This window comes from Pseudomonas sp. KBW05, from assembly GCF_003852405.1.
Classification (GTDB): Bacteria; Pseudomonadota; Gammaproteobacteria; order Pseudomonadales; family Pseudomonadaceae; genus Aquipseudomonas.
In genome coordinates, this window is record NZ_QAJM01000018.1 from 182,223 (window position 1) to 201,689 (window position 19,467).

At 52.8% G+C, this 19,467-nt stretch carries 23 protein-coding genes, 1 pseudogene and 1 riboswitch; of the genes and pseudogenes, 5 read left to right on the top strand and 19 right to left on the bottom strand.

Features of this window, described 5'->3' with window-relative positions; all coding sequences use genetic code 11:
- The first annotated feature begins 10 nt into the window (after positions 1–10).
- A complete protein-coding gene (gene cfa, locus DBR46_RS17990) occupies positions 11–1,183 on the top strand; it encodes a cyclopropane fatty acyl phospholipid synthase (RefSeq protein ID WP_124527267.1) in 1,173 nt (390 codons plus the stop codon).
- Positions 1,184–1,306: 123 nt separating this feature from the next.
- Here cfa and DBR46_RS17995 read toward each other — a convergent pair whose 3' ends face one another.
- From DBR46_RS17995 to DBR46_RS18005, 3 genes are read right to left on the bottom strand one after another with little or no spacing between them, the layout of a single operon-like run.
- Positions 1,307–3,346, bottom strand: a complete 2,040-nt coding sequence (locus DBR46_RS17995) for an LTA synthase family protein (protein WP_124527268.1) — start codon at positions 3,344–3,346, stop codon at positions 1,307–1,309.
- A gap of 49 nt (positions 3,347–3,395) precedes the next feature.
- A complete protein-coding gene (locus DBR46_RS18000) occupies positions 3,396–4,010 on the bottom strand; it encodes a hypothetical protein (protein WP_124527269.1) in 615 nt (204 codons plus the stop codon).
- Positions 4,010–5,302 (bottom strand): exo-alpha-sialidase, encoded by a 1,293-nt coding sequence (locus DBR46_RS18005; protein ID WP_124527270.1) that lies wholly within the window; start codon positions 5,300–5,302, stop codon positions 4,010–4,012. Before DBR46_RS18005 ends, DBR46_RS18000 begins: the two co-directional genes overlap by 1 nt.
- Before the next feature lie 545 nt (positions 5,303–5,847).
- On the opposite strand from DBR46_RS18005, the gene DBR46_RS18010 reads away from it, so the two are divergent.
- Positions 5,848–6,201: a TraR/DksA family transcriptional regulator gene (locus DBR46_RS18010; protein ID WP_124527271.1), complete on the top strand. Its 354-nt coding sequence runs from the start codon at positions 5,848–5,850 to the stop codon at positions 6,199–6,201.
- Between the two features lie 61 nt (positions 6,202–6,262).
- Positions 6,263–6,796, top strand: coding sequence for an NUDIX hydrolase (locus tag DBR46_RS18015; protein WP_124527272.1), 534 nt, complete (start codon positions 6,263–6,265; stop codon positions 6,794–6,796).
- A gap of 71 nt (positions 6,797–6,867) precedes the next feature.
- On the opposite strand, the gene nhaA is transcribed toward DBR46_RS18015, so the two are convergent.
- The 5 genes from nhaA to DBR46_RS18040 form a co-directional block, all read right to left on the bottom strand.
- A complete protein-coding gene (nhaA, locus tag DBR46_RS18020) occupies positions 6,868–8,070 on the bottom strand; it encodes a Na+/H+ antiporter NhaA (RefSeq protein WP_124527273.1) in 1,203 nt (400 codons plus the stop codon).
- A gap of 310 nt (positions 8,071–8,380) precedes the next feature.
- Entirely contained in the window at positions 8,381–8,911 is a 531-nt protein-coding gene (ppa, locus tag DBR46_RS18025) for an inorganic diphosphatase (RefSeq protein WP_124527274.1), read from the bottom strand.
- Between the two features lie 2 nt (positions 8,912–8,913).
- A complete protein-coding gene (locus tag DBR46_RS18030; RefSeq protein WP_124527275.1) occupies positions 8,914–9,267 on the bottom strand; it encodes a DUF190 domain-containing protein in 354 nt (117 codons plus the stop codon).
- 10 nt (positions 9,268–9,277) lie between these two features.
- Positions 9,278–9,661: a fluoride efflux transporter CrcB gene (gene crcB / locus DBR46_RS18035; RefSeq protein WP_096143183.1), complete on the bottom strand. Its 384-nt coding sequence runs from the start codon at positions 9,659–9,661 to the stop codon at positions 9,278–9,280.
- Between the two features lie 138 nt (positions 9,662–9,799).
- A riboswitch (Fluoride riboswitch) is annotated at positions 9,800–9,861 on the bottom strand.
- 135 nt (positions 9,862–9,996) lie between these two features.
- Complete coding sequence (locus DBR46_RS18040) at positions 9,997–10,332, bottom strand: hypothetical protein (protein WP_096143182.1); 336 nt, start codon at positions 10,330–10,332, stop codon at positions 9,997–9,999.
- A gap of 466 nt (positions 10,333–10,798) precedes the next feature.
- Between DBR46_RS18040 and DBR46_RS18050 the strand changes: the two genes are divergently transcribed.
- Positions 10,799–11,242, top strand: coding sequence for a 3'-5' exoribonuclease (locus DBR46_RS18050; protein WP_096143180.1), 444 nt, complete (start codon positions 10,799–10,801; stop codon positions 11,240–11,242).
- A 116-nt stretch (positions 11,243–11,358) separates the two neighbouring features.
- Here the strand turns inward: DBR46_RS18050 and DBR46_RS30570 are convergent, their stop codons facing one another.
- The 5 genes from DBR46_RS30570 to DBR46_RS18080 all read right to left on the bottom strand — a co-directional run bounded on the left by DBR46_RS30570 (position 11,359) and on the right by DBR46_RS18080 (position 15,062).
- Complete coding sequence (locus tag DBR46_RS30570; RefSeq protein ID WP_256659331.1) at positions 11,359–12,540, bottom strand: hypothetical protein; 1,182 nt, start codon at positions 12,538–12,540, stop codon at positions 11,359–11,361.
- Between the two features lie 52 nt (positions 12,541–12,592).
- Entirely contained in the window at positions 12,593–13,465 is an 873-nt protein-coding gene (locus DBR46_RS18065) for a restriction endonuclease (RefSeq protein ID WP_124527277.1), read from the bottom strand.
- A gap of 298 nt (positions 13,466–13,763) precedes the next feature.
- Positions 13,764–14,153 (bottom strand): hypothetical protein, encoded by a 390-nt coding sequence (locus DBR46_RS18070; RefSeq protein ID WP_017337052.1) that lies wholly within the window; start codon positions 14,151–14,153, stop codon positions 13,764–13,766.
- Between the two features lie 2 nt (positions 14,154–14,155).
- Entirely contained in the window at positions 14,156–14,626 is a 471-nt protein-coding gene (locus DBR46_RS18075) for a hypothetical protein (RefSeq protein WP_096143892.1), read from the bottom strand.
- A 40-nt stretch (positions 14,627–14,666) separates the two neighbouring features.
- Positions 14,667–15,062, bottom strand: coding sequence for a hypothetical protein (locus tag DBR46_RS18080; protein WP_007246714.1), 396 nt, complete (start codon positions 15,060–15,062; stop codon positions 14,667–14,669).
- 157 nt (positions 15,063–15,219) lie between these two features.
- Between DBR46_RS18080 and DBR46_RS18085 the strand changes: the two genes are divergently transcribed.
- Positions 15,220–15,675: a helix-turn-helix domain-containing protein gene (locus DBR46_RS18085; RefSeq protein WP_096143893.1), complete on the top strand. Its 456-nt coding sequence runs from the start codon at positions 15,220–15,222 to the stop codon at positions 15,673–15,675.
- 44 nt (positions 15,676–15,719) lie between these two features.
- Here the strand turns inward: DBR46_RS18085 and DBR46_RS18090 are convergent, their stop codons facing one another.
- From DBR46_RS18090 to DBR46_RS18115, 6 genes and pseudogenes are all read right to left on the bottom strand, one after another.
- Positions 15,720–16,760 carry a DUF4062 domain-containing protein gene (locus DBR46_RS18090; protein ID WP_096143894.1) on the bottom strand — a complete coding sequence of 347 codons (1,041 nt, stop codon included), beginning with the start codon at positions 16,758–16,760 and terminating at the stop codon, positions 15,720–15,722.
- An 89-nt stretch (positions 16,761–16,849) separates the two neighbouring features.
- A complete protein-coding gene (locus DBR46_RS18095) occupies positions 16,850–17,380 on the bottom strand; it encodes an SH3 domain-containing protein (protein WP_305955599.1) in 531 nt (176 codons plus the stop codon).
- Between the two features lie 53 nt (positions 17,381–17,433).
- On the bottom strand, positions 17,434–17,910 hold the full coding sequence (locus tag DBR46_RS18100) for a hypothetical protein (protein WP_124527278.1): 477 nt from the start codon (positions 17,908–17,910) through the stop codon (positions 17,434–17,436).
- Positions 17,907–18,116, bottom strand: a complete 210-nt coding sequence (locus DBR46_RS18105) for a hypothetical protein (protein WP_096143896.1) — start codon at positions 18,114–18,116, stop codon at positions 17,907–17,909. Before DBR46_RS18105 ends, DBR46_RS18100 begins: the two co-directional genes overlap by 4 nt.
- Before the next feature lie 46 nt (positions 18,117–18,162).
- Positions 18,163–18,338 (bottom strand): annotated as a pseudogene (locus DBR46_RS30690) (NAD-dependent dehydratase); the annotation flags it as partial.
- Between the two features lie 34 nt (positions 18,339–18,372).
- The gene (locus DBR46_RS18115) at positions 18,373–19,446 is read right to left on the bottom strand and encodes a hypothetical protein (protein WP_032861748.1); all 1,074 of its coding nucleotides are present in this window, start codon (positions 19,444–19,446) and stop codon (positions 18,373–18,375) included.
- Between the last annotated feature and the right edge of the window lie 21 nt (positions 19,447–19,467).

A 19,467-nucleotide genomic window follows, 5' to 3' on the forward strand; every position in this document is an offset into this window, starting at 1 on the left:
GATATAAGAAATGGCTCAAAAATCACTTACAAATCCTTCCTCATTTATCTCTCGTGAATCCAGTATTCACAGGATGATGATTGAATTGCTTGAGAAAGCTGACATACGCATTGGCGGAGATCGCCCTTGGGACATGCATCTTAATGCGAGTAACGTTCCTGAACGAGCATTTGCTCATGGCAGCCTAGGGCTAGGTGATGCCTATATGAATGGTGACTGGGATGCGGAAAGACTAGACGAGTTTTTCTGTCACTTACTACGGGCACATCTCGATCAACATGTTCAGCCGTTCAAGTTGATATTCCATGCTCTGCGCGTTCGCTTGCTTAACCGACAGAATACAACGCGTGCCTGGCAAGTAGGCGAGGCGCATTACGATTTGGGCAACGACTTTTACTCGGCAATGCTTGATCCAAGAATGGCCTATACCTGCGGCTACTGGGAAAACGCTAGTAACCTTGCAGAAGCTCAGGAAGCCAAGCTCGAGTTGATTTGCAGAAAACTCCAATTGAAGCCTGGAATGCGAGTTTTAGACATTGGGTGCGGCTGGGGCAGTTTTATGGGGTACGCCGCTGAACACTATGGCGTCGAGTGCGTGGGCGTTACAATCTCCAAGGAGCAGACCGATTGGGCAAAAAAACGTTACGTCGGATTGCCACTGGAGTTTCGGCTCCAGGATTATCGAGAAGTACATGGCGCTTTTGATCGAGTCGTTAGCGTGGGGATGTTCGAGCACGTTGGCCGTAAGAACCATCGGGAGTTTATGGAAGTTGCCTCCCGTTGCCTTGTAGATGACGGATTGTGCCTGGTGCATACCATCGGAAAAAACGAGCGCAACACTACGCCCGACCCATGGATCGATAAGTACATTTTTCCGAATGGCGACCTACCATCAATCGGTCAAATCGGCGACGCCGTAGGCGGGCTTTTTGTGGTCGAAGATTTACATAACTTCGGTGCTGACTACGATAAGACCTTGATGGCTTGGCACGCCAACTTTGAAGCCGCATGGCCACAATTTTCAGCAGAGTTAGGTGACCGATTCTATCGAATGTGGCGCTACTATCTCTTGTCGTGTGCTGGAGCGTTTCGTGCGCGCGATATCCAACTGTGGCAGTGGGTTCTTTCAAAAGAAGGCGTCATGGGCGGTTATTCAAGGCCCACGCTAGGCGCCAATACATAATCGTTGCAATCGTACTACCGGATCGCCGCTCGATGGAGTGCACGATCTGGAGGTTCACAGCAATGCGAGATTGATCCTTACGTCTGTGCGGAGGCTCAGCATGACTGGCCTCCACAGTGAAACTCAATCCGTATTGACGTTCTGATAGAGCATTAATCGTGAGGTCTCATGTAGACCTCGCGTCAACGCAAGCAAACGGCGAAACTCTTCGGGATGCAGGTCGGCCACGTTTTCCAGGGGCTCTTGCGATTCAAGATCATGTAAGCTCGGCTGACTGCCATCGTGCTGCATTTGTAAAAGGAAGTCCTTTGTCACACCGCCGATAAGCGGGAACGTGCCCTCTCTGAGCACCAGAGGAACAACACGCTCTCCTTCTGGAGCTGGCTGCTGTATATCTCTTCCCATCGCACCGTTGCGGAATTCAATACCGGCCATGCCAAGCACGCTGGGTAGCAGGTCGACCAAGCCAACGGCCTCGTCAATCACACGCGGCTCGAGCAATTTGGGTGCGTGGATCAGCAAAGGCACTTGATTGCTCTCAAGCCCCAGTTTTTCGAATGCCGGCGGCATATGCGGAATCTGGCTGATACGCGTGTTGTGGTCGCCAAACATGACGAAAATCGTGTTGTCGTACCAACCGCCTTCTTGAGCAATTTCCATCAGGCGCCCAATGTTGAAGTCCAACAGGCGTACCGCGTTGTATTGAGCCACGCTGCGAGAGCCAGCGTTCTGCACGGTTTCCAGAGGTATATCAAGCACCTCGAAGCCGTCGTTCTCATTTGGGATGGTAAAAGGTCGATGGTTACCCGCAGTCTGGATGTAGGCAAAGAATGGTTTGCCCTCAGCCTGTCGGCGCAGGATCTTGTCGCTTTCCTTGAACAGATCCAAATCCGAAACACCCCAGACGTCTACCATGGGTGACTTCCAGTGACGCTCGTCCAACAGTTGGATATCGTCGATGCTCTGACGAATCAACGCATTCATGTTGGCCCAACCAGAATTACCGCCAATCATGTAATACTTGTCGTAACCCTTCATTGCATTGATCAAGCTGTGTTGACGAGTGATTAGGGGGTTGCGCGTTGCTGTTTCCTGTCGAGAGACGTCAGGTACGCCGGAGATACTGGCCCATACGGTTTTTGCTGTTCCTGTAACGGGCACATAGAAGTTCTCGAAGAACCAACTCTGCTTAGCCAGTCGATCAATATTCGGAGTGGGGTTCAGGGGATTGCCGTAAGCCCCGACAGCGCTGGTGCCCAGAGACTCGAGCATGATGAAAACCACGTTCGGTTGCTGCTTGCCCGTGATGGCGTAGGGTTGCGGTGGTTGTTCACGGCTAAAACTCAGGCTTTTAACATCGGGCTGGTCAACATCTAAATAGCGACTTACAACGTCGTAGTGTGCAGCGACCTGCTCCCGATCAAAGGGCTCACTGGGTACCCTCAAAGTATCGTAGAGAAAAATCACCGGGTTCAGGCCTAAAGCTGAAATTTGGTTGTCGCCAGAGAAGAAGGCGTCGCTCCAACGAAGCGGTACCGGGTTTTCCAGGTTAATGTTCTCGACGCGGCCCAGAATACCGAGGAAGACAGCCACTACCATCAGTGCGCTGCACCAGGTCAGAGAGAGTCGACTGATGGGCTTTGCAGGACGATCCAGGGTCACTCGCTCAAGACGCAGCAATAGCCAAAAAATCAGGGCCGTACCAGCCACCCAGCCAAGGCTAATCCACACCACAGGATAGGTTTGCCAGACCATGTCTGTTGAGATCTGCGCGTCTTCTAGAAACCGTAATACGGTCGCATTGATGCGCACACCCAGATAGGCGTAGTGACCGAAGTCGACGATATAGATCAACATTACTGCGCCGAGCGCCAGCGCAAGGTAGAGCCGCGTCAACCAGCGAACTGCATGTGAGCGTGTCAAATTCCACACCGGCAACCACGCCAGCAGGGCGACGGGTAACATCAGCAGGATTGCCAAACGAAGGTCGAACCGCAGCCCTATTCCGAGGGTTTCCGGTACCGCTTCAACCTCGCTCAGAGCGCTGGCTGCGAATCCCGAGAAACCTATGAAGAACAACCCGCGCAATGCCGCCAGCGTTACGAACAGGATTGCTACTGCACCAACCCAGTAGTGCAAGCGTCTCGAGTGAAGCCAATCCATCGTTTGAATCCTCAATCTATAGAACTATCAACGTAGGTTTGCCTAGCCATCAAACACGTATCGGCAACGTGAACTTTCGCCGTGCGGACAGGCCACGCCAGATCCTGTTAATCGCATATACAATCAACGCTCCCCAGCAGTAGAGAGCAATGAATGGGTCGAGCAAGTAGTCCCAGTAATTCGGGGAAGGTTTAACGCCCAAGCTGAAGGCCAAAGTGGCCAGGCCGAACATGCACACACCCAGCCAGTTTCTCCACACCATCAGCCCCAAGGTCATCGCGCCGATAATCATGATCAACGGTCGCGGGTTGTAACCCAGTCGATAAGGATCAAAGTAGGTCATCCCCATCGTGGCCGGATAGAGAAAGAGGGCCAGCGCCGCCAAAGGGATCAGTAGCTGCAAGCGAGCCGTACTATCCTGCCTCGTCGCTAGTCCCATACGTACCGCAGCAGCAAATCCAAGCGCCACAAGGGACGTAATAGCCACATCGTCCGTGAAGCTGCGAAAGTAGGCTGCTAACGAAAGCCCATTTATAGAAATAAAACTGACTCCCAGTAAGACGATCAGCCACATCACTTGCATACCTGGGCGCAGGCCAAATCTTGGAGTAACGACGAACGCGAGTAGTACGAGGGTCAAATGCGCTTGCCAAAGTTCAAGCATTAGAGCTGCTCCTCTAGCCAAGCATCATTGAAGCTGACGTGTTTGATGAAGGTGTTATTCCATGAGTAAACGATATGATAGAGACCATCGTCACTCTTGATGAAATAGGGATATTCGTATTCGAAGTTGCAACCGGTATCCTCGCAGACACGCTGATCAAGATTCACCAAGAATTCATCAGCGAGTATTTCTCTTCGAGGGCCACTGGATAGGCGGAACTTATCGCCGATGATTTCACGGTAGGCTTCAGCGCTAAATGGATTACCTTCTGGGTCTGGAGACTCATCCAAATTGATCAGCGGCTTCCAGAAGTCAAGGTTAGAGTCGGTACTCATAAGCCGAAGTCGGAATCGCCCGTCCTTTAGGTCATTCAACGCGACCAGCAAGCCGCTATTAGGTGTTGCCACTGCAGCAAGTGAAGAGTTTGGGTTAGCAGGGTCAAGCGGGTAAGGCTCACTCCAGGTTTGCCCTGCATCCTCCGTACGGCTCGCGAGCACTTTGTGAAATGTGTCACCGGCGTAACGCAGCATAGCTACCGCGTTACGCTCATCCATGGGCACAACCGTAGGCTGCAAAGAGTGCTTACCTCTGCTGATTCTGCTTTTATCAATTACATTCCCGGTGGGACTGATGTAAAGATACTCAGCAAATTTCCCCAAAAACTCGTGGTATACAGGCAAGCCGATGGTGCCATCCTGATGAAATATTGGGGCATTGCGCACGAGCGTGCTGATGTTCAAAAAGGGAGTCGTGATCAGTTGCTGAGGGGCCGACCAATTTTTACCCAAATCATCCGAGTGCATTGCATTGATTGCGCTCCCAGCCCAACCGCCCACTGAGACTGAAACATAGAAGAGCCAAAGACGGTTATCAGGCGCCAAAGCAATAACCGGATTACCCAGTTTGCGTATGTATTTTTGAGTCGCACGCTGGGTCGACTCTCGCGTTGCAAGAACGAGTTCATCATCCCATTCAGCCGTTTCGGTGTCGTAGCGAGCGCCGCGAACCTGTACATCGGCTGCACCTTCTCGTGAGCCAGCAAACCATACCGCCATTAGACCGCCATCAGGCAGTGCCGTCACCGATGAGGCGTGTACAAATTCTTCAAGATCCGAGGAGGCAAATCTGCTGCTGTAAAAAGGTGCCTGAGCGCTAACCCCCTGTTGATCGACAGCTGCTGAGAAAGAAAAACCCGATACAGGGCGATCAGGGTGGAGCCACCAGGCGGCAGTAAATACAGCGAAAATCGGGACAAAAAGAGCCGAGCTGAGAAAAATATTTTTCAAGCGCATTTAGAAACCATTGATACACAAACACATGACGCGTCCTGATTCATGAGCAGGAAGCGACCGGACACATACCTCGGCGGAGGAGGCATGGCGAAGTGGTGTTTGGTTGGTTTCTACAAGGGTCTGACTCAGCTAGAAATGAGAGGAAAATGACTAGATGCTTATATGTCGGGCCGAATCATCGCCCGGCAACCCCGTAGATGCAACCGCGACTACCGGCCCTGAGCTAATGATTTGTTACCATGGATTTCGAGCTTAGCTATCATTACCACATGTGGTATCCCGTTCTCCTCTGCGGTCGCAAGCACAGATGCTGTACTAGGCAGTGTCCAGATCGCGGGGTGACTCATTATCGGTACCTCTGTTAGGTTTAATCCATGGGATGCCAGCAATGCGCCAAAGCACAAAACTTTATGGCCCATCCTATAGCTGGCATGAGCGGTTGTCCTACCGCCAATCCACAGCCTTTTTCGTGAGTTCCCAATCGGCAACATTCACGGAGGTGTTTCGCGCCTGCCGCCCCCAGACTGCATCAGTAGGCATTGCCCATGAGTGATGAGATCAAATGGAAGCACGCTCGCGATCTGCTACTTGCCCGCTTGGTTGAATTGGAAAATCTTGAGTTCTCAGCACAATCACGCGACTCCATCGAGTTGGATCAAAGCAAGGTAGGTAGACTCTCGCGTATGGATGCATTGCAGCAACAAGCCATGCTGGACGCCAACCGAGCACGAGGGAAGAGTGAACGACTACGCATTGAGGCTGCGCTTCGAAGAATTGACGAAGGTTTATATGGCTATTGCGTCGACTGCGACGAGCCAATAGCTCAAGGCAGGTTGGATTTCGATCCCGCCACTGCGCTGTGCATCGGATGCGCTCAACAAGTCGAAAAAAGTAACTAAGAACCGTTGAAAATGCCGATAAATGATTAGGCCTCCATCACTTGTTTGAACTGAAGACTATATGCAACTCATAACCGAAATTATTCATCCAGAACTCAAATCCACGCAGGGTAGAGTATTCCGTCGTCATGCTGCTCGAGGCATCGTATTGCGGGACGAACAGATCCTGTTGCTGTTCACCGAGCGCTATAACGACTTCAGCTTTCCTGGAGGTGGCCTTGATGGTGACGAGGACATTGTCACAGGCCTGAAGCGTGAGCTTGAGGAAGAGACTGGTGCTCGTGAAATACAGGTGCTCCAGCACTACGGTTACATCGAGGAGTACCGGCCCTACTGGAAGCCACAGTACGATCTGATGCACATGACCTCGCATTTTTATCAATGCGAGGTAGCGCCCCAGCTAGAGCCCGTACGAATGGAAAGTCACGAAATCGCTAATGGAATGCGGCCTGTCTGGATCAACCTGCATGAGGCCATAACGCACAATGAAGCCGTGATGCAGCGTCAGGAGTCATCGATGGGGCAGTCCATCCAGCGCGAAACTTTCATGCTGAAAAAAGTCGCGTCCGAGTTGTTGGTGCCGATCCGCAGTTGAAAGGATACCTCGGTAGCTCCCGGCCACTGAATTTCAATCAGGGAGAAATTCTTTGGCCGGCGACCTTACGCTTAACTGGAAATCGTGGCGGGCGAAGCGGCAGGAGCAGCGCTGCGCCGTAAAATCAGGACACCACCGATTGCAGCCAGGGTCGAACCGATCAACACACCGACCTTTACTTCGTCAATCAGGTGAGCTGATCCAGCAAATGCCAGGCTGCCGATGAACAGGCTCATCGTGAAGCCGATGCCACACAAGAGCGCAACGCCGTAAAGCTGTGCCCAATTGCTGCCTTCCGGTAGTTTGGCCAAGCCCATACGAATGGCCAGAGCAGCCAATAGGAAAATGCCAATCTGCTTGCCCACCAACAGACCCAGAGCTACGCCCAGCGGAACCGGATCGACTAGATTCTCCATAGAAATACCGGCCAGTGAAACACCCGCATTGGCGAAGCCGAAAATCGGCACCACAGCGAACGCTACCCACATGTGCAGCTTTTCTTCCAGGAACAGCAGTGGAGACCGGGCCTCCTCTTCAGGTTTGCCCATTGGGACGCACAGTGCAACGGCAACACCCGCAAGGGTGGCATGCACTCCCGACTGCAGCACGAAGAACCACAGCACACCACCGACCAGCAAATATGGGAATAATCGTCTGACGCCCAATCGATTCATTGCGATCAGAATGACCAGGGTTGCGAGCGATGTCAGCAACATCGGCATGGAAAGACCAGTGGTGTAGAAAAAGGCGATGATGACCACAGCGCCCAGGTCGTCAATGATCGCCAAGGCGGCGAGGAAAACCTTTAACGAAGTCGGGACTCGCTTACCCAGCAGCGACAAGACGCCCAGGGCGAATGCGATATCGGTAGCGGCTGGGATGGCCCAGCCCTTCAAGGTCTCAGAATTATCCCAGTTGATTGCGATGTAGATCAGCGCAGGCACAACCATGCCGCCTATAGCACCGAATCCCGGTAAGGCACGCTGGCCCCAAGTGGAAAGCCCACCTGCTAGAACCTCTCTTTTGATCTCAAGGCCGACCATCAGGAAGAAGATAGCCATCAGGCCATCATTGACCCAATGCTCCACAGACATGCCCAGCCAGACACTGTGCAAGGCGGCAAAATAACCTTGCGAGAGAGGCGAATTGGCCACGATCAGAGCCGCGAGTGCTGCCCCCATCAGTACAAGGCCGCCAGCGGATTCCGACGATAGGAAGCGAGCCAGAATCGCGGCTGCTCTAGGGGTTTCTGCGGGAGTTTTACTGTGAGTCATCAGTGTCCTTGCGCTTTGATCCAAAGCGATTATTTTAACATCCGGGGTTTACCAACGCGGCAGGGCACATAGCCTGTAACGATTTACACCAAGCCCTAATCAGCCTCCAGTCTGTTCCCCGAAACGGGCTCACTCACGAAACCCAGGAGCGCGCTCCAAGCGCATAGCCTCACTAGGCGAGCGAGCATCGATCCTTCTTCACAGGCGTGTGGTTCCTCGGATATTTGATGATTGAAGCAACTGAGGCGAAGCATAAATGCAAGCACCTCAGCGCGCCCCTCCGACAGATGCATTTCAATCTGGTGTAGGCCTATTTGGGGATATACGCCGCTACCGACTTGCGAATCTCTTCCCGCGCTTCGTCCGCGCTCCCCCAACGGCCCATCTTCACCCACTTGCCCGGCTCCAATGCCTTGTAGTTTTCGAAGAAGTGCTGGATCTGTGCGAGGAGTAACGCAGGGAGGTCGGCGCACTCCTTTACGTCGCTGTATATCGAGCTAAGTTTTTCATGAGGCACTGCGATCACCTTGGCATCCGCTCCGGCTTCGTCAGTCATATACATCACACCAACCGGGCGACTGCGAATGACAACGCCAGGCGATACCGGGTAAGGGCAAATCACCAGGACATCCAATGGATCTCCGTCATCGCTCAACGTATTTGGAATGAACCCGTAGTTGGCCGGATAGAACATGGGCGTGCTGAGGAAGCGGTCTACGAAAATTTGTCCGCTCGGCTTGTCCACCTCGTACTTAATCGGCGAGTGGTTTGCAGGAATCTCGATAACGGTGAAAAAGTCATCGGGGATGGCGTTGCCAGCTGGGATGTCCGCGTAGCTCATGTTCATACCTCCGAAGTTGTGGAGGGGGCTGCACTGGAAGGCGTTTTTCCAAGGGTGCCCATCTCGATTGGCGTCTTCGTGAAAAACACCGATATTTCCTCGGAGTCCAGTCGTGTGAACAGCCGTTCTGCCTCATCTTCCGTGATTGCCAAGCGAATTTCTGTGGGTTGATCCGCCAGCTCAAAAAAGTGCGATGAATGCAGTTTCCCAGTGTGCCCAAACCCTTCGATTCCGGTGCAGAGCGTGGCGCCGCGTAATCCCATTTCTTTAGCCACGTCGACGATCCATTCGCCTAGCATCTTTCCCTGATAACGACGGTTTTGTTGGGTGAAGAAAACGACCATATAGCCTTTCATTTCTATCTCCTCAGCGAGTACCAATCATTTGGTAGGACAGAAGCCCGGCAGCGGTCATCGCTAACGAGCCTAAGACATGCAACGAAATTGAGCCGAGCGCCCAAACCAGTCTACCCTCCTGAATCAAGGCAACCGTTTCGGCTGAAAATGTAGAGAAGGTGGTAAGCCCACCACAGAAACCCGTGATGATAAGGAGACGCCACTCTGGACTGAGGGTGGGAGAAGCGGCCAAGAAGGCGATGGCCAGGCCGATGATGTAGCCCCCAACCATGTTCGCGACCACAGTACCTGGCGGGATCGTCGGGAAAAGAGCATTCAGCTTCATGCCCAACAGCCAGCGCAACCAGGCTCCAAGTGAAGCGCCAACGGCAATGACGAATAATGACTTCAGCACGCAGAGTCCTCCTCATCAGATCTGAGTGGACTAACTGGCAAGCAGCTCGCGCTGAAGGAAAAGGGAAACTCGAAGAATAAGATCATAGCCTGTCCTTAATTGGAGGACAGGGAGACACACCTACGCACCCTGTCCAGGGTTCACGTAGGCATCATCAGCTCTAAGGCGGTTAAAGGAGGAATGCCATCTCCTGTTCTGATCCTATAGCATCAGCGCCAATGGCATCAAGAGCAGCTACACGCGAGCGATCTGAAGGCCCCTTCGGCCAGGCAAGCTGGTTGATCAATGATCCAGGCAGGGGTCGCCCCTTCGCCCAACCAGATTAGTTGGCGCGTCTACATCGATTTAACCGATACCACTTCCACATACTTGTACTTTTTCCTAGCAGCCTTCACAGCCTCCTGCTCAGCAAGCAACGAGCTCAACGTGTCGGCCTCGTGGATAAACTCATGCATCTTCCCCTCGAATTCGTTTCCAACCCGAAGCGTGACCTTCAGCCTAGGCGTAAATGCTTTTGCCACTTTCTTCTTCGCTGCTGGAGCGACCAGCGGTTTGGCGAGCACAACTTCTTCCACGGGCTCCGGCACTAGCGGCGTAGAAACTTGCTCCTCTGGCTGAGGTGTGCCGAAAAGGGCATGACGCATTTCTTCTTCAGTTAAATCAGAGCTCATAGAACATCTCAAAAGGACGCATTTCGCTGGGCAAGTTTTAATAGGATTGTTGCTGACTGGTATTCGTGGAGCCTGTGCGGACGTCAAATCCCCAGTTCGATTTCAAGACAAGAGCCTCTCAAGGCTTGCGAAAGCTTCACCTTTGGCAGCAGTGTAATGAGCCCATCAACTAAGTTGCTAGCGTGACGAGCGTACAGCGTGACTGTGCCTGCATCAGGCGTTCGACCTGGCACGATGGCACCTACCCGCTGCTGGGCAATTTTCAGTATGCTCAAGACTTCCTGACTCACCTCATTGGTGGACAGGTGTTCAACCAATGGTCTGGGTGGAGGGGCGGCGCGGCTCCACATTTCTATGACCGCTTGGAGGAGTCCGTCTGAGCCAAGATGCTCGAGGGCCATTTCCCATAGCTGCCCCTCCTGCGCCATATCCAAGCGAGCCCTAGTCATTACGGAGTTCTAACAAGGTGAGGGTCTTTCTTGATTGTGAGTTTACCAAGCTCTCAGCGGCTGCGAAGCTGATATCACTCGCACTGGTGGCTGAGGATGGGCGCGAATTCTACGTGGAATTGCTCGATGCTTGGAAAGAAGAAGACTGCAGTGATTTCGTAAAGGAAATCGTGCTTCCGCAGCTGTGGGGTGGGAGCTACGCATTGCCCATTGTTGAAGCCAGAATATCGCTGCTCAGGTTTCTGACGTCGTTCAAAAAGGAGGTCGAGATCGTCACTGATGCCCCTCAGTACGATTGGGAGCTTTTTTGCGACCTGGTATATGAAGAGGAACGATGGCCCAGAATCGTTCGTAATTTCCCTACTGACGCAACGACACTTACTCCGACTAGCGAGGGTGAAGAGCTGCCTCACCACGCGTTGCTCGATGCAAGGATTATCGCCGGTGTCTTTGCTCAGTGATGGCAGGGCACTGTTGCGGATCGCTAACCTTTTCGATAATGAAGTGACATCTAAACCTATAGTTCAGTGCTGGAGTTCGTTGAGGTTACGCGTCATGGGCTGGCCATGGTGGTGAATCAGCGTGGGGGTAGCTCAGTAAAGCGAAGTCTGGGATAGATCCTCTGTTCAACCGCGCACTCGGAAATTTGCCAGAATGCCGAAAGGAGTGCCTGCTCTGAGGGACAGTGCCTCGTCATAACCTCGAACTCGTTGTAATCAAATGCCAACACACGAACACCTACATCGTCCATGAAATCCAAGATCATGGCCCCGTACTCTTCATAGGTGTCGCTAAACAGCTCTTTTACCACCACGACTCCTACAAGGGGACGTGCTGCAAGATCGATTTTGAGGGGAGTACCATCAACAAGCCGCAGCGCGGGATTTCCCTCACGCTCGATAGTTGAAACTGCGCCACGGAGCTGCGATAGGCCTCCTTTCAACTGACTCAGGGCCTTCTTGCGCTTTCGTTCAAGCTTTGTCCCCATCATCTCAGCGGTGTTTGGGCTGTCCTTAGCCTGCAGTAACAGCGTGACCTCCGCCCCCAAAACAACAGCATCTGTCAGCTCTTCCCCATCGGAGACTTTCACTGGCCCATGGATGATTTGCTCTGCAGAGTAAGCACGCTGGAGCAGATAGATGATATCCAGCTCCTGAAGGTGTCCTGGCTCCGGTCGCTCAAGGTGAGTATTCGAGAAACCTCTGGAACCCTGGAAGCCTTGGCGAGTGAGGTCGGTGATCAGGAAGTCGCTTGGAAATAGATCCTCCAAGAGCGTCAACGTTATTGCTCGGCTGTCATCTTCCCTAGTCGTAAAGCCGAACCAGTGATCTGCCTGCTCCATCATGAGATGCCAGTGCTCCTTCCCCAAGGGATTGACACCCTTTGCATACTTTCGGAGCCCTTCAAGGCTAGCGTGCGCTGTACTGCTCAGAAGCTCGCGATTGTGTTCATCAAAAAAACAGACGCTAAAACGGTCAGGAAGACTTTTCAGGCCCTCTGTAAAAGGATCGCTACCCATCAGAGGTGTTTTAATAGTCAGCGGACTAATCGGATCATCAAAGCAGGCCGTCAACAGCGTCAGGCCTTGCGCCTCATCAGACTCGTATGGTGCAAGATAGAACTTCAGCTCGCGCTTCTCACGTGCGGCGAGGATAAATTCTTTGCCCGCTTTGACCACGAGCGCTGGGCCATCAGGGCCTTCTACAATCCAAAGACCACGACCGAGCGATGCAACGTCCTGAAGCAATTCGGGCTTCATTATGGTTAGGTACATTGGAGCCTCTGATGAAATTTAGCGTTGCCGCATGGGCTTAGAACAATTTATCCAAAGGTACGAATACTGAACCTGTCTCAGCAGCCGCCCGCACTTTGCGGTCGATTACATCCGCAAATGGTATGTGCTTGTCTAAAGCATCGTTGATATCTTTTCCCGAAATGCATATCAAGCTCTTGCCGCGCCCGAATGCCTCCAGCCCAACGTCAGTGAATCCGTAGTAACTGATAAAAACACCTCGTGTCCAAGCTGCCTTCTGGCTGATCTTGCCTTGAAAGATGTGCAGCTCCCCTGCACCAACAGGGTTCACTACCCACTTCGCCTCAACAAGGTAGATGTCCCCTCGGCATTGGAAGCTTCCATCTATCTGTTCCCCCGTATTCCGAAATGGTGCGCGAGGTTGGAGGTTGGATGCCTCAAACAGCTGCTGGAGGAACGTCTCGAATGCGTAGCCACGTGCTTGAGGAGCGAGCTTATGAATGTCCAACAGGGCCCTCTTCAACTGAGCCGCCTGATCAACATTTACCTGACGCACAGCTGCGAACGGATCGCCCTTAATGACGTCGGCAGATGAGCCGGACTCCAAGCCTTGAATCAACGTCAGGAAGCGCCCCTCGGCGTTAACCACAGGTTCATCTTTGTGTTGGTTGGCCAGCGCAGCCTGACGATATTGCCAGAGTGCTTTGAGCGCTCGCACGCAAGTCGGTATATCGGCAAGCGTGAGGAAGCTACGCAGGCGCCTAGCTTTGGATGTGCCATCCGCAGCGAACAGCGGATCATCAATATCGATCTCCAGCTCTCCGAGGAAGAACTGGGACATGGTGCGGTCTGAGAAGTCCAACACGTAACCCCCTTCCATCTCGAAAAGAAGGTCGATTAGCTTCATATCCAGTGGTTTGATCTTCGGCATGCCACACGTCCTTGGCTAAGCATAGGGAACCGAGCATACGATATCGCTGAAAGTGTCCAATAACTATCTGCTCCCGAGGAAGCGGACAAAACCTCGGAGACCGGATTCAATGGCCAGCGGTTAGGGAATCGAGCAGGCACCATGTGCTGGCGTCCGAAATGGCAAGCGGAGCGCCTAGGCCCAAGCAGGGCTGGAGACTTGAGGATGGAAGCCCGAAGGGGCCAAGTCCCGCAACAGCGGGATTGGTAAAAGACAGCCATCCCCGAGGCGGGGCAAGCCCAAAACAACGACCTCAGAGCTACTGGAGGCGATCCGGCGTTGGCAGATACCTGTCTCCCGCTATGCGCATGAACTCACGCAAGCTACGCCGTCCGACGTCCCGCCTGAACGTCGCAATGACGTACTTCGAGTTGACCGTATTGATCACCCAAAAACTGCCTTCCTTCGTTACGGACTGAATGTCGGATGTCCGAATCAGCCGACCATCTGCAAATCGTTGGTACGGCCCAGGGCAAATGTGACCGAACACCACACCAACAGCACTGCACGCATGAATATGGACATTCACCAGGTAGGCCGTGACCAGCCCGTCGTAGTCTTGATTCACTGCTTTGGCGATGCGAAGAAGGTCGAAGTCCGAGTAGCGCTTTTCGTGTAAATCGACTGCGACGGTATTGATGTCGTCCATAGCTACAGAGCCTCCGACGCTGAGGCTACGCCGGTGGTTGCAGCGCTGCGCCGATATAGCTCCCTGACCCCAACCAAGGCATCGACATCGAGGTCGCACTGATGGGTATTGACGTATACATCACCATTCTCGACGTGCAGAACACAGATCGGCACTTCTGCCTGGTTGAACCCCATGGAGAGCGATTTCAGCTTTTCCATCTTCCAGCCTGACCCTTTGTTCATCCATGCCGGGGTAACGACCTGGACATCTTGAATGAACATGCTCTCGTCTTGGGAGACCAGTAGCTCCACCAAGCGAGGCTCATCGTTCAGCATCTCTTCATAAGCTACGAACCGTCCCTCATGCCGGCGTTTGAGACTGACGTGATACCAATGAGTAACCAAGGATCGCGACATGGCGTGGAAGTGAGCGAGACCGTCCCCGAACATACCCACCGGGCCGGCCTGGTCTTGCATGCTAATCCTGAACATCGTGCATCTCGTGTGGAGCAGGCCTGCTTAGCGCCTGCGATTAACATAAGCCGAATATTGTCTTGAGCGATGCGGTCATCTCGCGCCCTTTGCCTACCAAGGCGTACACCGTATTCCGGGTCTCGAACAGGCAAACGCCGTCGAACGACTTACACAGGGTCGAGCGTACCCAGCCCCCTGGAGGGAACCGGCCCTGGCTGTCGTAGGTCACGCAATGGGAATAAAGGAACATTGTCTGCAGGCCTATGGCGCGCACCCTGGCGAGCGATTCAGGAGGCTCGTCCACATGAAAGATCAGCCAATCCTCGACCAAACAGTATGGTTTCCGACCGAAACGATCCGACACCAATGCCTCTATTTCGGCTTGAGGTAGCTCTGTTCCAAAGGACGATATCTCACCCTCGCGGAGCAACTCATGCTCCGAAGAATTACCCATAAATTGATGATCCTCATGGTGCGAACCCAAAAATCAGGCTCTGCGAACACGCAAAATACCGGGCAACAAGCCAGAAATCCCACCGATATGATTATATGCATTTGTGTGGGATCTATCAAACGCGTCATACCGTCTCTTTTTGGGAGAGGTAGGTTGGATGTCCCTGCGGAAGGCTTATGCGGCGACGCTACAGTGGCTGAGGATTCGAAATGGCTTATCGCAAGCAGACCTCCAGCATCAAGCTGACCAGGCTCACATAAGCCGCTTGGAGGCTGCGACGACGACACCGACTATTGATCTGAGTGCGGATCTGGCTCATGCGCTGGGCCTAACGCCTTTGTCGCTGCTCACTCTGGTGGCCGCAGCCGATGAGGGCAAGACAGCACGCTCTGTCTTGAATGAATCGATGATAGAACTCATGCGGCTAGGAGTTCTTGATGAAGCGCTGCCTGGCGAGCCGCAGAAGATCACCACACCACAGAGAATCGCAGCCGCAGAAAGGCTCGAGGCAGTACGCAAACTAAAGGCAGAAGGTCTTTCTCAGGCAGAGGTCTGCCGGCACCTGGAATTACCCAGAAGCACTGTTGGGCGCCTGTGGCACGTTGACGATTAAACGCTCCCCTTGACTCAAAATGACAGAGGCACGGGTGTCACTGATCAATAAGCCAAACTTCTGGCCATTCTTACGATGCTTTCCTGTATCCATTGCTCCACGATGGGCCGTGTGGCAGGGATTAAAAGTCGTGACTCACTAACGAGCTTTTCACGGCGCATAGGCATCGAATAGCTGCTGGGGGCAGTCGCCGGCGGCTCTTCTATCTTCGCCATGTCTAAATTCTTCAAGGTAATGCGATACCATCCGCTGTTGAATCCAGACACCTCGAAGCAGGACATAATTAGCTTTGATAGGTTGGTCGGAGACACGAAATAGAGACCAGCCGTACGCCCCTCGACTGGCACACTTGCGTCAGTTTCCAAAAGGACGAGCCCGTCGTCAAAAACGCGCCAAGACGTATCTCCGGACTTCAGTCCTGTGAACAACTTGTCATCCCAGTCTTCGTAACCTTGCTTGAACTTCGCCAAGCCCAGGTTATGGAAACTATGGAAAATCTCATCACGGCGTTGGGCCGCTCCATGCACAGCGTGCTGCTCAACGGGTTGTGGCAGAAACGCGAACTCAAGCTGTGGCGCATAGGAGTGACCGCCGTAGGAGCGAGAGCTTGATGCCTCTGTGATGCGCTCGTTAAAGGCTTTCTCAGAAATTGCGCTTTTGGATTTCTCCATTCTACTCAAGCCCTGGACAATAGCTTTCAACAGCTCTTGGGGATCTGAGAATGAGGCTCTGAAAAAACCTTGTTTGTAGTCAGACACCTCGTTGACGAACACGGCCTGCTTCGCGTCAAAGTCAGTCTGCTGGATGAAGACCAAAATCGGTTTACGCTTGCTCACTGCCTGGTGGAATTCTTGCTGCGTAACTGAGAGCCCTGGCTGAGGTTCATAGCCGTAGTTAGCGCCAAGAATCAGGATATAAACGTCGCACTGGTCGACCTCTGTCAGACAGGCGTGCTCCGAGGAATAGGTTCGCGCTCCGAAGTGCTCGCTCATGACCGGCTTCATGTCCAGTGTCTCTACCGCGTCTTTGGCGGCGGCTCTGAACTGCTCGAATCCTCTTACTACGGAGCTTATGAACACCTTCATCAGTGCATCCTCTGAACGCTGGCATATGTGTCCTTTTGGACTGTAACTAGGTGTGATCGTTGCAGATTGTCTCAATGGTGAACAGCAGATCAGACACCGTATCGTTTGTTACCGCCAGAGGTAATGCAATATCGACCACCGCGAGGCCCGATACACACGTTCCCAGAGGAACAGGGGCAGGATGAACCGTAAGCTGGGGTCTGTTGGCGAGCAGGCTGTTTCGGCTGAATCGCTGGCCTTGGCCTTAAGACGACGTAGCAGTCTGAGCCGCTGCACAGGCTTTTGGACGAAAGCCACTTTGAAGGTTGACCATCAATGCTGATGCGCGCCCAATCCTTTCGGGTCTCAAAAACTTGAACCTTCTCCCCGCGCTTAAGTTTTGAGATGACCTTTCCGCCTGGTTGATCCCGGACATTGAGGTTATCAGCGCTCACGAACTGCTCAGTTGCGGAGGTCGGCGTGGGTGGGGATGGAGACGTCGGCGTGGTTGATACTAGCGTGCTCAGAGCGCTCGGCTCTACCGGGGTTTGAGGCGTGTCTTTTTTCCCCATTGCCCACAGGACGGCAAAAAGAATCAGGAGCGGGATAAACCACGACTGGGACTTTTTGCGCATATCCATTGCTCCCGCTTAAAACGCAATACGCCGGCTGCCATGCAGATCTGTCCTTCGGACTACTGCGAGCTTAGCCAAGCTTCCATTTTTTGCAGCTTGTCGGGATCTAAAAGTTTGGGCCTTCCCGAATTTAGGATCTCAAAAAGCCGCTGCTTCGTTTCGGAAGAGGGAAACCAATCAGCGACCTCGACGTTGCAGTGCTTAGAATCACTTAGCACCCATTTCATCACCATGTCAGCTGCAGCTCTGTAGTGATCCGCCATGAACAGCCTTTTGCCGTCTTCTGGCCAGCCTCGCATCGCAAGCTTGTCGGTTACGTCGATGACTCCAGCGTCTCCAAAGAAATCGGTCGTATCTGGATAATGAATACCTGCCAAGGACACTTTTGCTACGCCCGAATCGCGGTCGAAGTAGGACAGGAAATGCCATCCGCCAGTGGTGCTTCCAGCGTGCGGAAAGTTGATCGCAGCCTTGCCAGTGATGTAATGCGTGCGGGAAACGCGTTTGAGATCAAAATCGAAAAGCGGCTGGGTCATGGGAGTTTTTTGAGCCGGGCCAGCCCCTGTTTGATATTGCCAGCGTTCTCACCAATTGTGTAAAGCGTGCCACGAACGTTGTCGCCAACTTCCGCATGTCCTTGGGCTTCCACCTGGAGGGTTAGCTCCATGAGAGCAGCCTCAAGGGCGAGCTGATTTTGGTACATCCTTTCCAGCACATCTGATAGCGAGTATTCACTTGCCATTTTCCTTCTCCCTGAAATCATCTGAGCATATGTGTTCTGGGACGACCTAGGGTATCAAGCGCATCTTCCGTAGTTTGCCCCAACACAAAAAAATGGTTGATCGCTCGCTTGGTAGGCGGTTGAGCCCATTGCACGGCTTTTTGACATATCCGTCACGACTTCGATTGGTCGAGTAAGGTCTGCATCGGTATTCGTTGAGGATATCAAGCAATCCACAGGCGAATTGTTGCCTAGCCGGATTGGCCAGAGCGCACTGCTAAATTTTCTCAGATAAGCCCTCGCAAGAGGGATCATCGTCCTTTACGAAGAAAGTCATAGCCGTCCTGGACTGTAAGCAGTTCTCGGCTTGTTCACTTATGAGTGATCGAGCGTAAGGATCAGCCCACATCTGCATCACACCTTCTCGTCGAAATACTTCAAGCGGCAACGGCGTTGTAGCAAAAGGGTTGTGATAGATACGCAGCCCATCGGTGATCCCTTCTGAGGCTTCGTTGCCTCTGGACACAGTGCGCTTCATCTCGCCATTCGGTAGCGACCAGACAGACGATATGACCGCATCCGGATTTCCGCACATGGCATCTACTTTTCCCCAAGTGGCCAGATTACTGAATATCACGGCGCTAATGTGGCTGAAGCGCAAGCAATCGAAAAACCCCAGTTCGATTTCAGCACCGTTATCTTTCTGTACGCTTCCCAAAGATTTCCCCTCTAATCCGTTAGGAAAGCGCTCCGGATTAGCCAGGTATTCCGCTTCATCTACGTAGTAATCGAATAGCAGGGCTTCGATAGCCCGGTAGGCCTGGAGGTTGAAACCCGGCTGTTCGAACGGTGCTACTGCTAAGACAAATGGGCGTCCTTGGACATGCGGATGATGCTGATACTTATCTTGGAATTTTTGTGATTTGCTCATGAACGCGTTGGCCAACCTGATTATCGCGACCCGATTGAGCTCATTGAAATCAACGTCTTCAAAGAACTCCGCTGTCATGGGCCTACCCCACTCCGGGGTAGCGTCAATGGAATGGTTGGCAGTGGTTGCTTCCACCGTAAACGTAATGTCTGCTGACGAAACTAGGAAATCAGGGGCTGGATAAGTCCAGTCGAAAGCAAAGCCATACTCGCGGAACACTGCGTGAAGATAGATTTCCCAAAAGCTTGAGTTAAACGTGGTCTGAAACTCACGTACGAATTTGTTATCCCTGTCTGGAAATCCATCAAGCCAGCGTTGCAGCTCCTCTCGCTGGTAAAGCCTGCCGGGTCGTCCGTCAGATATGGTGCGAAAGTGTGGATGAAGCCTGTCCTGTTCGTACAAGGGCTTTAGCAAGTCCATTTCGGCCTCCCGGTGTGCAGA

Bases quoted from the DNA above. Each gene is read 5' to 3' on its own strand.
- cfa (WP_124527267.1), top strand. From the start codon at position 11: ATGGCTCAAAAATCACTTACAAATCCTTCCTCATTTATCTCTCGTGAA.
- DBR46_RS17995 (WP_124527268.1), bottom strand. From the start codon at position 3,346: ATGGATTGGCTTCACTCGAGACGCTTGCACTACTGGGTTGGTGCAGTA.
- DBR46_RS18000 (WP_124527269.1), bottom strand. From the start codon at position 4,010: ATGCTTGAACTTTGGCAAGCGCATTTGACCCTCGTACTACTCGCGTTC.
- DBR46_RS18005 (WP_124527270.1), bottom strand. From the start codon at position 5,302: ATGCGCTTGAAAAATATTTTTCTCAGCTCGGCTCTTTTTGTCCCGATT.
- DBR46_RS18010 (WP_124527271.1), top strand. From the start codon at position 5,848: ATGAGTGATGAGATCAAATGGAAGCACGCTCGCGATCTGCTACTTGCC.
- DBR46_RS18015 (WP_124527272.1), top strand. From the start codon at position 6,263: ATGCAACTCATAACCGAAATTATTCATCCAGAACTCAAATCCACGCAG.
- nhaA (WP_124527273.1), bottom strand. From the start codon at position 8,070: ATGACTCACAGTAAAACTCCCGCAGAAACCCCTAGAGCAGCCGCGATT.
- ppa (WP_124527274.1), bottom strand. From the start codon at position 8,911: ATGAGCTACGCGGACATCCCAGCTGGCAACGCCATCCCCGATGACTTT.
- DBR46_RS18030 (WP_124527275.1), bottom strand. From the start codon at position 9,267: ATGAAAGGCTATATGGTCGTTTTCTTCACCCAACAAAACCGTCGTTAT.
- DBR46_RS18040 (WP_096143182.1), bottom strand. From the start codon at position 10,332: ATGAGCTCTGATTTAACTGAAGAAGAAATGCGTCATGCCCTTTTCGGC.
- DBR46_RS30570 (WP_256659331.1), bottom strand. From the start codon at position 12,540: ATGAAGCCCGAATTGCTTCAGGACGTTGCATCGCTCGGTCGTGGTCTT.
- DBR46_RS18065 (WP_124527277.1), bottom strand. From the start codon at position 13,465: ATGCCGAAGATCAAACCACTGGATATGAAGCTAATCGACCTTCTTTTC.
- DBR46_RS18070 (WP_017337052.1), bottom strand. From the start codon at position 14,153: ATGGACGACATCAATACCGTCGCAGTCGATTTACACGAAAAGCGCTAC.
- DBR46_RS18075 (WP_096143892.1), bottom strand. From the start codon at position 14,626: ATGTTCAGGATTAGCATGCAAGACCAGGCCGGCCCGGTGGGTATGTTC.
- DBR46_RS18080 (WP_007246714.1), bottom strand. From the start codon at position 15,062: ATGGGTAATTCTTCGGAGCATGAGTTGCTCCGCGAGGGTGAGATATCG.
- DBR46_RS18085 (WP_096143893.1), top strand. From the start codon at position 15,220: ATGTCCCTGCGGAAGGCTTATGCGGCGACGCTACAGTGGCTGAGGATT.
- DBR46_RS18090 (WP_096143894.1), bottom strand. From the start codon at position 16,760: ATGAAGGTGTTCATAAGCTCCGTAGTAAGAGGATTCGAGCAGTTCAGA.
- DBR46_RS18095 (WP_305955599.1), bottom strand. From the start codon at position 17,380: ATGGATATGCGCAAAAAGTCCCAGTCGTGGTTTATCCCGCTCCTGATT.
- DBR46_RS18100 (WP_124527278.1), bottom strand. From the start codon at position 17,910: ATGACCCAGCCGCTTTTCGATTTTGATCTCAAACGCGTTTCCCGCACG.
- DBR46_RS18105 (WP_096143896.1), bottom strand. From the start codon at position 18,116: ATGGCAAGTGAATACTCGCTATCAGATGTGCTGGAAAGGATGTACCAA.
- DBR46_RS18115 (WP_032861748.1), bottom strand. From the start codon at position 19,446: ATGGACTTGCTAAAGCCCTTGTACGAACAGGACAGGCTTCATCCACAC.